9 protein-coding genes and 1 other RNA gene are annotated in these 12,319 nt (G+C 64.6%); 5 read left to right on the top strand and 5 right to left on the bottom strand.

Annotated elements, in window-relative coordinates; translation table 11 throughout:
* Positions 1–50: 50 nt before the first annotated feature.
* The 5 genes from Q8M85_RS05325 to Q8M85_RS05305 form a co-directional block, all read right to left on the bottom strand.
* Positions 51–701, bottom strand: a complete 651-nt coding sequence (locus Q8M85_RS05325; RefSeq protein WP_305541230.1) for a DUF1194 domain-containing protein — start codon at positions 699–701, stop codon at positions 51–53.
* 115 nt (positions 702–816) lie between these two features.
* Positions 817–1,171: a transfer-messenger RNA gene (gene ssrA / locus Q8M85_RS05320) on the bottom strand.
* A gap of 143 nt (positions 1,172–1,314) precedes the next feature.
* A complete protein-coding gene (locus Q8M85_RS05315; protein WP_305541228.1) occupies positions 1,315–2,889 on the bottom strand; it encodes a cation:proton antiporter family protein in 1,575 nt (524 codons plus the stop codon).
* Between the two features lie 186 nt (positions 2,890–3,075).
* The gene (locus Q8M85_RS05310) at positions 3,076–4,959 is read right to left on the bottom strand and encodes a hypothetical protein (RefSeq protein WP_305541225.1); all 1,884 of its coding nucleotides are present in this window, start codon (positions 4,957–4,959) and stop codon (positions 3,076–3,078) included.
* 426 nt (positions 4,960–5,385) lie between these two features.
* The gene (locus tag Q8M85_RS05305) at positions 5,386–6,432 is read right to left on the bottom strand and encodes a PotD/PotF family extracellular solute-binding protein (RefSeq protein ID WP_305541222.1); all 1,047 of its coding nucleotides are present in this window, start codon (positions 6,430–6,432) and stop codon (positions 5,386–5,388) included.
* 411 nt (positions 6,433–6,843) lie between these two features.
* Between Q8M85_RS05305 and Q8M85_RS05300 the strand changes: the two genes are divergently transcribed.
* The 5 genes from Q8M85_RS05300 (at position 6,844) to Q8M85_RS05280 (ending at position 12,275) form a co-directional block, all read left to right on the top strand.
* Positions 6,844–8,100, top strand: coding sequence for an aminotransferase class V-fold PLP-dependent enzyme (locus Q8M85_RS05300; protein WP_305541220.1), 1,257 nt, complete (start codon positions 6,844–6,846; stop codon positions 8,098–8,100).
* 183 nt (positions 8,101–8,283) lie between these two features.
* Positions 8,284–9,696, top strand: coding sequence for a deoxyribodipyrimidine photo-lyase (locus Q8M85_RS05295; RefSeq protein ID WP_305541218.1), 1,413 nt, complete (start codon positions 8,284–8,286; stop codon positions 9,694–9,696).
* A 55-nt stretch (positions 9,697–9,751) separates the two neighbouring features.
* The gene (locus tag Q8M85_RS05290; protein ID WP_305542972.1) at positions 9,752–11,011 is read left to right on the top strand and encodes a cyclopropane-fatty-acyl-phospholipid synthase family protein; all 1,260 of its coding nucleotides are present in this window, start codon (positions 9,752–9,754) and stop codon (positions 11,009–11,011) included.
* A complete protein-coding gene (locus Q8M85_RS05285; protein ID WP_305541216.1) occupies positions 10,990–11,430 on the top strand; it encodes a TrgA family protein in 441 nt (146 codons plus the stop codon). The genes Q8M85_RS05290 and Q8M85_RS05285 overlap by 22 nt, the downstream gene beginning before the upstream one ends.
* A complete protein-coding gene (locus tag Q8M85_RS05280; RefSeq protein ID WP_305541215.1) occupies positions 11,427–12,275 on the top strand; it encodes an NUDIX domain-containing protein in 849 nt (282 codons plus the stop codon). Before Q8M85_RS05285 ends, Q8M85_RS05280 begins: the two co-directional genes overlap by 4 nt.
* The last annotated feature ends 44 nt before the right edge of the window (positions 12,276–12,319 follow it).

Genomic DNA, 12,319 nt, shown 5'->3' with positions numbered 1-12,319 from the left:
TCTGCGACCCGGGGATCAGACAGCCTCCAAGCCGCTGAAATCTGGACGGGTCAGCCGACGGGCTTGGTGAGTTCGCGCAAGAGCTTGATGCGCAAGGTCCCGGCATAGTCCTGCAAGCCGCGGGCCGTGACGACAAAACCGCCGGGAGTGATGATCCAGTTGCGGTAGTAGCTGGTGATGGGAAAGGCCGGACCCGGCTCTTCGATCGCAATCGCGTTGATCATCACGCCCGCGGCGATGGCTTCGTGGCGCGCCTTTGCATCGGTAAAGCCCGCGTTCTCCTGCCCGTCGCCGGACACGTCGATCACCTTGTTCCGGCAGTCGGAGACAGCGGCGAACTGGGAGGTGGCGAAGCGAAGGCCTTGGCCGACGGCCGTGTCCGAGCCGGTGAACGCGCGGGGGATGGCGGCGGCGCGGGCCGCGAACTGCGTGACATCCTCGGGCCCGAGCATCCGCTTCCAGGAAAGCACAAGGGCCTGCTCATCCACGCCCGACCACTGGATGACGGCGAGGGCGACCTGCCCACGCACGAGGGCGTCGGTCACCTCGGGGTCGGAAAGCGCCGAGGCAAGGCCTTCGGTTTGCAGGCGGTAGTCGCTCGCGTCGATCGAGCCTGAAACGTCGATCGCAAGAAGCAGCGCCGTCTCGCAGGCGAGGACGGGCTGGGCGGTTAGGCAGACCAGGAGGGCTGCGCGGAGCATGGGTCAGGATGGGGCAGGGCCGGACCGCTGGCAAGCTGCTCGTCGATGACCTCGTCACTCCTTGCAGCGCCGGGGCGACGAGAAGCCGAAGGCGAACGAGGAGCGGTCTGGAAAAGGTGCAGGTTTCTGTTGCCAGGTACCTGCGAACCCCGCCTTACGGGGCTAACCGCAAGGGCTTAGTTTTGGTCTTGCGAGCCGCTTACGCGGCCAGCGCCACCGGAGCACGGTTGTCGTTGGCAACTGTGATCATGGACCGATAACGGTGGTACCTCACCGAGCGAAAGCTGGCCTCTTTGGTCGTTCGTCGATCCTATTTCGGCCCCTTGCCCCCGCAACGAACGGGAATTTGGTGGAGCCGCCGGGTACCGCCCCCGGGTCCGAGCCGATTATTACAGGTGCGTTTATCGCCATAGTCGGGGTTGCCCCCGACAGGGGTGAATATAGGGGGTGGGGAGGGGGGCCGCAAGGGCCGTATCAAGGCAGGTGGGCGGCGGCGGCAGTGAGGGCAGCCTTGGGGCCGTTGTCTGTCCACAGTGGACAGTTTTCGATGACGCAGGAAAATCAACAAGTTGGCCGTGGGCGTTAAGGATCTGGAAAGGCCTGTCCCGCGCCCCTAGACCTCGATGAAACTGGCGGGCTCGCGGTCGACCTCGATGGCGCGACTGGCCTGGTCCGCGAGCCCGATTCCAGCCTGGTTCATCGTCTGGTAGATGTGGTCCGCCCCCGCCGACTTCAGGCGCAACACGTGGTCCTCGTACAAGGCGTGGGCGATGATCGGGCCGTGAAAGCCCTTGGCCCGCAGGGCGCGGGCAGCGCTTTCCTTGGCCTCGACGCTGTCCATCGCCAGGATCACGCCCTCGACATGAGCCATCTTCAGCCCGCGCCAGAACGCCGCGTCCTCGACGTCGGCGAAAAGGACGTTGCGGCCGGCGGCCGTGTGGCCGGCGACACGGTAGGTGTCGGCGTCGATCCCGACCGTGCGGAACGGCCCGGAAATCTGGTCATAGGCGGCAGTGCCGGTGCGGCCCATCCCGAGGATCAGCACCGAGGCACGTCCAAGGTCGGTCGGCAGTTCGTCGCGGTGGACCCGGCGCGGCTCGAACCCCTGAAGTCGAGGCTCAAGCCTTTCGAAGATGCGGTCGACCAGCCGGTCGAGCGGGGCGGCCATAAGGAAGGAAAGGCTGACCGCCAGCGCGAGCGGCACCAGCCATTCGGGCAGGACGCCGGCGGCGACGATCAGGCTGAACTCGCTGTAGGCCGTCAGGTTGGCGGCGGACAGGAAGGCGGTCCGCGCCCGCAGGCCGAAGATCAGCAGAAGCGCGAAGAACAGGAAGCCCTTCAGCGGAAGCAGCAGGACCAAAACCAGCGCGATGGCCAATTCACCCATGCTGGGCAGGCCGGACATGCCGATCTGCAGGAAGAAGCCGACGAGGAAGATCTCTTTCAGGCCCCAGAGCGCGTCGGAAAGCTCTTTCGCGCGGGGATGGGTGGACAGCAGGAGGCCCATGACCAGCGCCCCGATCTCGGAACCAAGGCCAACGGCCTGGAAGCCGGCCCCACCGGCGACCACGGCCAGCAGCATCCCGGCCAGGACCAGGAGCTCGTCATGGCCGGAGATGTCGAGAAGCCAATGCAGGACCGGACGGAGCAGGGGCAGGGCGGCCAGCAGGGCCAGCGCCCAGGGCGAGGGGGCCTGGCCGCTGTACAGCGCGAGGACGGCGAGCGCGATGATGTCCTGCACGATCAGGATGCCGATGGCGGTGCGGCCGTAGAAGGCTCCGATGTCGCGCTTGGCCTCAAGCACCTTGGCCGAGAAGACGGTGGAGGAGAAGGACAGGACCACGCCAAGCAGAATGGCGGTGGACCAGTCAAGTCGCAGGAACACGACCAGGCCCGTACTGAAGACTGCGGTGGTGATGGCCGAATGGATCAGCGCGCCGCCGAAGACCTGGGGTTGGGCAAGCTGGCCGAGACGCAGCTTCAGGCCGACCGCGAACAGGAGAAGGAGGACCCCAAGGTGCGCGATGTGGTCAAGGATCGCACCGGTCTCTCTTGGCAGTCCAAGGGAGGGGCCGACGGTATGGATCGCGAAGCCCGCGGCGAGGAACCCCACCAGAGGGGGCAGCCCCACGCGGCGGACGGCGAGGCCGAAGAAGAAGGCGAAGCTGAGGGAAATGACTTCGAACATGAGAAACCGGGTTGGGGTTGCTCTGGATTAGACGGGGCGGGCAGGGGGCGCAACAGGCGGTTGGAGCCTGGGCGAGAGTCTCCACGGTGGACAGTTTCCGTTCGTCTAGACATTTCAATAAGTTCGTCGCGGACGTTAGGGATTTGGAAAGGTTTCGTCCCGGGCTATTGACGGGCCCGCGACCTGTCACGCCGCGAGGAGCCAGTCGAAGGGAGAAGGGCCTGTGTCACCCGGCAGCGTGCCTGTGAGATCACCGTTGCCGGACAGGGCGGCCCCGCTGAAGGTGCCACCGACGACGAAGATCGGCCCGTTCCAAGGCGCATAATCAGGATGCGTGTCCGGTTGCACGACGATGCTGATCAGATTTTCGTTGTAATAGGCGACGTCTTCCCTCGCGCGCCGTTGATCGGCCGCTTCGAACGGGTCATACTCGGTGATGTGCATGTCGGGTTCGCCCGACGCGTTCCACGTTCCGGCAAACCAACCGATCGACAGCACGTTCTCCATGTCGTCCCATTCGACGCCCGCCATGACCTGAGTTTCGTAAGCGGACGCATAATGGCCCTGGACGGAAACGGGCCGACCCATCCACGCTGAAATGAAGTCAGAGCTGTGCGACCTGAACACGCTGCCTTCCAGATCGAGAGCGGTGTTGTATTGCGCGCCTTGCACCTCGAACCGATCCAGGGCGTCGGGATTAATGATGATGGCGCGGAATTCGTTGAGGGGCAGGCCAGCCAGGTCGAGATCGGCAAGGGTGAGCTTGGCGAACGCCGCTTCGGTCAGGCCTGGGATGCTGACCACGGCGATGCCGCCGGTCATGGCAAAACCGCTCGTCGCGCCGCCGTCAAAGATGAAGGTATCTGCACCCGCACCGCCCCAGAGAACCCTTGGGCTTTCTTCGTCTCCAAAGGCGAGGTGGAAGGTATCTGCACCGGCACCTCCGGCAGCAAAGAGGCTTTCGCTGGCACCCGACACGATGATCGTATCATCCCCGTCGCAGCCGGCGTCGAAGAAGATGAAGTCGTCACCCCCGCCGCCGAAGAGACGGTCGGCACCAGAGTTGCCGAGCAGGTATTCTGCGCGGTCACTGCCCAGCATGACATCAGAGCCGTCACCACCTTGTGCGGCCTCAAAATTCGCGATTGTGAATTGAGCGTTCACACCACCATGATAGCGAAGCGCACCAACGTTAAAATCAATCTCGGTATTGAAGCCGTCGCTGGCGATTACGACAGTGTCGATCCCCGATCCGCCATCGATTGCGACCCGGCGCGGTCCAGCGCCACCTTCGTTGAGCAGCAACGCAACGTCGTCCCCGGCCCCGGCCTCGATGGTTTCGATATGTCCGCCGCCAGCAATGTTGGCTCCGTAGTTGCCCAATACGAACGCATCCGCGCCCGCAGTTGCGATGATATGCTCGACTTCCGTCACTATATCGGTGTCGCTATGGTGATGAACGACGAATGAGCCGTCGCCAGCAGTTGCGTCAACGATGATTCCGCCGGTAGAAGCGAACGTCATTGTGCTGTAGTCGAGTGTGTCTACCCCTAGTCCGCCGAACACAGCATCTGAACCACCGCAGTTGACTATATAGTCATTCCCGCTGAAGCCAAAGACTCGATCATCATGCATTGAGGACGTAAGCGTGTCTCCCAATGGGGCGTAACCGTATAGTGTAACTCCCTGCGTCGCCATCGACGCGTCTTGTACGGATGGGAAGAAAGAAATCCTGTTGGTCTCCAACCATTGACCAAGAAATTCACCCGCGCCAACGGTTGCAATGGCAATAGCAATTACGCCGGCCCCTGGGGCCAACAGTGTCGTAGTGCCCGCTACCAAGACCAACCCGGCCATCTCAGCTGCGGCCAGATCGATCAGAGATCGAACAACTTGCCGATCATTGTCATCGTATCGATTATTTCCATAGTTTTCGACTGTCGCCTCAATCGCTGAAACCAGAAGGACGAGAGCGTCCGCAGTACGGTCAGGATCTTCTGCAAGAGCGTCCACAGCTTTATATAGAACTTCAACGAATTCCAATAGGGCCCGAGCGATATCGTCATTCATCTTCTTGACGTTCCTCTTTTACTCTTGCCTACACGTTAGTTACTCTGCCAAGGCATCGGTTCCATTCCTACGAATGTGTAGATCTGATCCAAGACATCGCCTCCCAAGAATCTAATGGCCGCGCCGAGCATAAGGCAGACTACTAGGATACGCCAAGGATGTTCCTGTAGCTTCAAGAGTAGCTCCCTGGATGAAATTGCCAGCGAAGCAACGTGATTGAAGTATACTGAATTGACCATTCAGCGCATGTGAGCTTCATTTGGGGCATCTAATTAGAGCCTAAAGTGCCTGTACTTGGTATAGCGGGCGCAACCGGGGGGGGTAAGTCAAGAGGAAAATGCAGGTCAAGCGTGTAAGATGCGCTCGATGCACAAAGCTAAACGCCCGGGGCTTCCCCCGAGCGTTCCGTCGTTCCGGGCGTCAGGATCAGAAGCCCGACTTGATCAGCTCGAATTCCTCGATCATGCGGTCGCGCAGTTCGGTCGTGGGCGGAGACTGCACGAAGAGCGGCGTCGTGATCGGGTCGACATAGGCAGCCTGAAGCGCCTCGGCCGGGATTTCGGCCATCGCGGCGTCGTTGGCCAGCGCGTAGCCGATCGCGTCCAAAAGCGGCTGGGCCGACGAGTGTGCCAGAAGCGAGTTGATGTGGTCGTAGGCCTTGTCCTCGACGCCGGGGCCGTCCTTCATGTTGACAAAGCCGCAGTACCAGGTCGCCGCCCCTTCCGCCGGGGCGCGGTTGAAGCCGACGGGAAAGTTTTCCGCCTGCAGGATCGCGACCGGGTCGTTCCAGGACCAGGCGACCTGCACCTCGCCCGAGGCCATGAGCTGCGACAGTTCGGACGGGTCGGACCAGTAGGCGCGCACGTTCGGGTGGACCTTGCGCAGCCAGTCTGCGGCGGCGGTGAACTGCTCGTCCGTCACGTTGTCCCAGGAGGTTACGCCGGTGGCCATGAAGGCCAGCGACCAGACGTCGTCGGTATTGTCGGGCATCGCGATGCGACCGGCATATTTCTCGTCCGCGAAGACCTGGATGCTTGCGACATCTTCGACCGGGACCGTCTCGGCGTTGTAGGCGATGGCGGTGTAGGCGTAGTCCGTCGGGATGAACCAGACGCCCTGTTCGTTGGTGAAGGGTTCCACCATCCGGGCCGGGACATTGGCGATTTCCGGGATCTTCGAGGTGTCCCAAGGCTCGATCAGGCCGGCGTCGATGTAGCGGGGAACGGCGGCGGCGCAGGGATGGACCACGTCGGCCTTGAAGCCGGACGACACCTTCTGGAACGCCTCGTCATCGTCGGCGAAGAAGACATAGGTCGGCTTCTGGCCATGCTTGTCGACATAGGGCTGGAGCATGCCGTCGATTTCCCAGCCGGCCCAGTCGAGAACAGTGAACTCGGGATCGGCGGCATGGGCAGCGACGGCGAGCGACAGCACCGAGGCTGCGCCCAGCAGGGCAAGGGATTTGCGGCTCATATGTGCTCCTCTGCATGCCAAGCGGACAGCACCAGCGGCTGCCAGTTGTGCATTAAGTTTTGTTAAGGCGGGGCCCCCTCGGCACACCTCCGTGGTTCAGAATTGGTTTGGGTTGCCGGAAAGGACAAGAGAAAACTGCGGGAATTTGCAGCCGTTGCTGCAGAAATGGACGGGAATAAGGATGACCTTGCGTCAGGATGCCTGATTGGCGGGCGGGGTGCGGCTTTCTCGGCAAGGTTGCGGGGGGGCGGGCGGGGGGTTGCGGGGCGTGGGATGGGGCGCTAATCCTTGACACGAAGCCGGGAGCGACCCGGCTCTGGCCTTTGGGGAGACATCCCTTGGGTCTGGCTGGAAGACCTGCCGCGGACCGGGACATGCCCGCCTCGCGCAGGTATCCCGGACCGCGGCCCGATGGAGGAGCCGCAGGTGGCGCTTGATCTAGATTTCGTCCGTTCGCAGTTTCCGGCGTTTCAGTCGCCGGTATTGTCGTCGCATGCGTTCTTCGAGAATGCGGGCGGGAGTTACCCTTGTGTGCAGGTGGTGGACCGGCTGACCCGGTTCTACCGCGACCGCAAGGTGCAGCCCTATGGACCCTATCCGGGGGCGCAGGCGGGGGGTGCCGAGATGGACGAGGCGCGCACCCGGCTGGCCGCGATGATGGGGGTGGCGCGGCAGGAGGTGTCGTTCGGGCCATCGACCAGCGCGAATACCTACGTTCTGGCCCAGGCGGTGCGGACGTGGCTGGCGGGGGGCCCAGGAAAGTCTTCTGGCGGCGCGGTGGTGGTGACGAACCAGGACCACGAGGCGAACTCGGGCGTATGGCGGCGTCTGGCCGACGAGGGGATCGAGGTCCGCGAATGGAAGCTGGACCGGGCGACGGGGTCGCTGGACCTTGAGACGCTGGATTCGCTGCTGGCGGATGGCAAGGTCAAGTTGGTCTGTTTCCCGCATTGTTCCAACGTGATCGCCGAGATCAACGACGTGACGGCGATCTGCGCGATGGCAAAGGCTGCCGGGGCGCGGACGGTGGTGGACGGGGTGAGTTACGCGCCGCACGGGTTCCCCGACGTGGCGGCGTTGGGCTGCGATGTGTATCTGTTTTCCGCCTACAAGACCTTTGGGCCGCATCAGGGGATCATGGTGCTGCGCGAGGGCTTCGGGATGGAACTGCCGGGGCAGGCGCATTTCTTCAATCATGGGGTGCTGTACAAGCGGCACACGCCTGCGGGGCCGGACCATGCGCAGATCGCGGCCTGTGCGGGGATGGCGGATTACATCGACGCGCTGGCCGCGCGGCATGGGATTACCGGCGATCCGGCGGCGCGGAACCGGGGGGTGCATGATCTGATGCGGGCGCAGGAGGTGGCGGTGATCCAGCCGCTGCTGGATTACCTGGGCCAGCGGAACGATGTCCGGCTCTTGGGGCCGCGCGACGCAGGGCGGCGAGCGCCGACGGTAGCGGTGGAACTGGACCGGGTGGCCGAGCCGGTGTCCGAGGAACTGGGCCGCAACGGGATTGCCTGCTGGGCAGGGGACTTCTATGCCGTGCGGCCGCTGGAGGCCTTGGGGATCGACCTGGAGAAGGGGGTGCTGCGGATGTCGGCGGTGCACTATACCAGCGCCGAGGAAGTGGCGCGACTGATCGCGGCGCTGGATCTGGTGCTGTGAGGTCAGTCTAGCGGAGCGCTGACGCGCAAGCCTTTGCATTTGTCCCTGCGCGAAGAGTGCGCAGGGACGGCGTTGGGGGTTTTCCACCCCCAAGCCCCCGAGGATATTTGACGCAAGGTGAAAGGGTTAAGTGATCCGACCTTGGATGGCGGGCGTAATGACCGCAAGTGAGAAGGCTGGGGAATGTCCGAGACACCGTTGATCCTGTGGTTCCGCCGCGACTTGCGGTTGGGGGACCAGCCGATGCTGTCGGCTGCGGTGGCCTCGGGGCGACCTTTGATTCCCGTTTTCATCCTGGACCCGGAGACCGAAGCGATCGGGGCGGCTTCGAAGTGGCGGTTGGGGCTTGGCGTGGCGGCGTTTGCGACGTCGCTGGAGCGGCTGGGCTTGCGATTGGTCCTGCGGCGCGGGCCTGCGCTGGAGGTGCTGCGTGCGCTGGTCGCAGAGGTTGGTGCGGGCGGGGTCTGGTGGTCCAGGCTGTATGATCCGGCCAGCGTGGCGCGCGATACGCTGGTCAAGTCGGCGCTGAAGGGCGAGGGTCAGGAAGCGCGGAGTTTTGGCGGGCATCTCCTGCACGAGCCCTGGGGGGTCGAGACCGGGCAGGGCGGGTTCTACCGGGTGTTCACTCCGTACTGGAAGGCGACGCGGGGCATGGGGGTTGCCGCCCCGGAGCCTGCGCCGAACCGGCTGCGGGGGGGGGAGGTCCGGCCAGCGTCCGACCGGCTGGAGGACTGGCGTCTGGGGGCAGCGATGCACCGGGGGGCGGAGGTCGTGGCCCGGTATCAGGCCGTGGGCGAGGCGGCGGCGCGGGCCAAACTGGGGGCGTTCCTGGACGGCCCGGTCGCGCGTTACGGCGAGATGCGCGATCATCCGGGGGTTGCGGGGACCTCGCGGCTGTCGGAGAACCTGACCTATGGCGAGATCGGCATCCGCGAGGTCTGGCACGCGGGCCTGCGGGCGCGGGACGAGGGCCGCGCGGGGGCGGAAAGCTTCCTGCGCGAGCTTGCCTGGCGGGAATTCAGCTATCACCTGATGCACCATACTCCACAAATCACCAGCGGGAACTGGAAGCCGGAGTGGGACCGTTTCCCCTGGCGTGGCGACAGTTCCGAGGCCGAGCGCTGGCGGCGGGGAATGACGGGCGAGCCCTTCGTCGATGCGGGGCTGCGCGAGATGTATGTGACGGGCACGATGCACAACCGGGTACGGATGATCGCGGGAAGCTACCTGACGAAGCATCTTCTGACGCACTGGAAAGTGGGACTGGACTGGTTCTCCGACTGTCTGACCGACTGGGATCCGGCGGCGAATGCGATGGGCTGGCAATGGGTTGCGGGATCAGGGCCGGATTCGGCGCCGTTCTTCCGCGTGTTCAACCCGGCGGGCCAGGCCGAGAAGTTCGACGCCGACGCGCGCTATCGGCGACGGTTCGTCGCGGAACTTTCGAAGGCCCCCGGACCCGAGGCGCTGGCCTTCTTCGATGCCGTGCCGCGGTCCTGGGGGCTGAGCCCGGACCAGGCCTATCCGAAACCCGTGGTCGATCTTGCCGCTGGTCGCTCCGCTGCCCTTGCGGCATATGGGGCACGAAATGCTTGAGCAACGCATCGCCTTTGGTGAAAGTGTTGCCGACAAAGACCCAGGGGGTGGGCCGATGGACGTGTTGACGACGGTGAAGGGGCAGACGGGATTGCCGCGCTACTTCGCCACGGCTTTCGAGACAGCCGCTCGGCTGGGCGAAGGTCGGCTGGACTTTGTCCTGCCCGACGGCCGGCGGTTCCGCATCGAGGGCAAGGCCCCGGGCATCGCGGCGGAAGTGCGGGTGGTGAACCCGGACCTTTTCGCCCGCCTGGTGCGCGAGGGGGATCTGGGGTTCTGCGACGGCTATCTGGATGGCTGGTGGACGACGCCCGACCTGCAGGCCTTCCTGGACCTGATCCAGCGTCCGGCGAACAACGTGGTGGGCGACAGCTACCCCGGGCTTAGCCTCTTGCGCGCCTATGAGCGGCTGCGCTTCTGGCTTCAGTCGAACAGCAAGCGGCAGGCCAAGAAGAACATCAGCTACCACTACGACCTTGGCAACGAGTTCTACCGGCTGTGGCTGGACGAGACGATGACCTATTCCTCGGCGCTGTTCCAGAACCCGCAGGAAAGCCTGGAGACGGCGCAGACCCGGAAATATGCCAGCATGGTCGATCAGATGGGCGCCCAGCCCGGCGAACATGTGCTGGAGATCGGCTGCGGCTGGGGCGGCTTCGCCGAATACGCCGCGAAGGAGCGGGGCCTGCGCGTCACTGGCCTGACGATCAGCCAGGCGCAGCATGATTACGCGGTGGCGCGGATCGCGAAGGCGGGGCTGTCGGACCGGGTGGAGATCAAGCTGCAGGACTACCGAGACGAACGCGGGACCTACGACGGCATCGCCAGCATCGAGATGTTCGAGGCGGTGGGCGAACGTTACTGGCCGGTCTACTTCGGCGCGCTGCGCGACCGGCTGAAGCCGGGGCGGCATGCGACGTTGCAGATCATCACCGTGGCGGACGCACGCTGGGAACTGTACCGCAAGGGCGTCGACTTCATCCAGAAATACATCTTCCCGGGGGGCATGCTGCCCGCGCCGGCCGTGCTGCGGGCCGAGGTCGAGAAGGCGGGGCTCCGGGTCAAGGGGTCCATCGAGTTCGGTGAAAGCTACAGCCTGACACTGCGGCGCTGGCACGAGACGTTCAATGACCGCTGGGGCGAGGTGCGGAAACTGGGGTTCGACGACCGATTCAAGCGGATGTGGGACTTCTACCTCGCCTCTTGCGCGGGCGCGTTTCAGGGTGGAAACTGCGACGTGACGCAGATCACGGTGACGCGTCCAGCTGAGGGCTCTTCCGAATGGCGCAACCGATGCCGACTGCAGCAAAGCTGATGGCCGCGATCTCGTTCGCGGTGGTAGGCTGGGTGCTTGCGAACTACTACGCCTTGAACATGCCGGATGCCGCTGCGGCCGGGCCGATCCGCGAGGGTGCGGCCTTGGTTGGAGTGGTCATCGGCTGGTCGGTGATGGGCAACTCGGTCGGCAAGGGCTACGTCGAAGCGGCGGGGTCAGGGATCAAGACGGCGGTGATCCTGGCGGTCGTGGCCCTGTTCCTGCTGGCAATGACCGAGATGCTCGAGAACTCGGTGCGGATGCGCTATGAGGACGCGATGGAGGCGATCCTGGCCGTGATCGACACGATGGCGAAACGGTCGCAGGCACTTCTGTCGCTGGGGGTTTTCGGAACCATCCTGCTGGGCGGGATCGTCGGAGGCCTCTTGTCCGAGAACGTCGGTCGGCGCTGGAAGTGACAGGGCTTTCGCGGGTCGACTGGCCCTCTGCGCTGCACGCGGCCGTGGCCGCCTGCGGGGATGGGTGCGCGGCATTTCTGGAAGCGGTGCTGGGGGACGAGGCGGAGGCCAAGCCCGAACTGGTCTGGCTGGTGCTGCGCTATTTCGGGGTTCTGACCGCTGACCGTGTGCGCAAGCGACTGCCCGCGCTTCGGGTGGAGGCGGAAAGCCGGATGCGGGCCTCTGCGGCCACCGCGCGGGGGATGCGGGCGGGCTCGGGAGAGGTTGCGGTGGGGGCCGTGGCGCCGTCACACGCGGGGTTCTTCGCGCTGGACCTGTGGCAGGTGCAGCATCGGCGGTTCGATGGCGGGATGAGCCCCTTGCTGACGCGCGAGGTCTTCATTGCCGGGGATGCGGTGACGGTGCTGCCCTACGACCCGGTGCGTGACCGGGTTTTGCTGGTGGAACAGGTGCGGATGGGGCCTCTGGGGCGGGGCGATCCCTTGCCCTGGCAGCTGGAGGCCATCGCGGGCCGGATTGATCCGGGCGAGACCCCGGAAGACGCCGCGCGGCGCGAGGCGGTCGAGGAGGCCGGGCTGGTGCTGGGCTGCCTGGAGAAGGTGGCGGAGTATTATCCGACGCCAGGGGCGGTGACGGAGTATCTTTATTCCTACGTGGCGCTGTGTGACCTGCCCGACGGAGTTGCGGGTGTGTTTGGCGCGGCGGCAGAGGCCGAGGATATCAAGGGCCACCTTGTGGGCTTCGACCGGCTGGTCGAGGTCATGGCGGCCGGGGAAATCGGAAATGCTCCGCTGCTCCTGACAGTGCTGTGGCTGCAACGGGAGCGCGACCGCTTGCGCGGGTAGGGAAGGTGGGCGGATCGCCCACTCTACGCGTGCGCTTCGTAGGG

This window comes from Tabrizicola sp., from assembly GCF_030694085.1.
Lineage (GTDB): Bacteria > Pseudomonadota > Alphaproteobacteria > Rhodobacterales > Rhodobacteraceae > Tabrizicola.
This window is presented reverse-complemented; position numbering and strand designations above follow the sequence as displayed.

What these genes read in the sequence shown, in the direction of transcription:
- Q8M85_RS05300 (WP_305541220.1), top strand. Translation starts at nt 6,844, where the DNA reads ATGGAGGAGCCGCAGGTGGCGCTTGATCTAGATTTCGTCCGTTCGCAG.
- Q8M85_RS05305 (WP_305541222.1), bottom strand. Translation starts at nt 6,432, where the DNA reads ATGAGCCGCAAATCCCTTGCCCTGCTGGGCGCAGCCTCGGTGCTGTCG.
- Q8M85_RS05325 (WP_305541230.1), bottom strand. Translation starts at nt 701, where the DNA reads ATGCTCCGCGCAGCCCTCCTGGTCTGCCTAACCGCCCAGCCCGTCCTC.
- Q8M85_RS05295 (WP_305541218.1), top strand. Translation starts at nt 8,284, where the DNA reads ATGTCCGAGACACCGTTGATCCTGTGGTTCCGCCGCGACTTGCGGTTG.
- Q8M85_RS05310 (WP_305541225.1), bottom strand. Translation starts at nt 4,959, where the DNA reads ATGAATGACGATATCGCTCGGGCCCTATTGGAATTCGTTGAAGTTCTA.
- Q8M85_RS05315 (WP_305541228.1), bottom strand. Translation starts at nt 2,889, where the DNA reads ATGTTCGAAGTCATTTCCCTCAGCTTCGCCTTCTTCTTCGGCCTCGCC.
- Q8M85_RS05285 (WP_305541216.1), top strand. Translation starts at nt 10,990, where the DNA reads ATGCCGACTGCAGCAAAGCTGATGGCCGCGATCTCGTTCGCGGTGGTA.
- Q8M85_RS05290 (WP_305542972.1), top strand. Translation starts at nt 9,752, where the DNA reads ATGGACGTGTTGACGACGGTGAAGGGGCAGACGGGATTGCCGCGCTAC.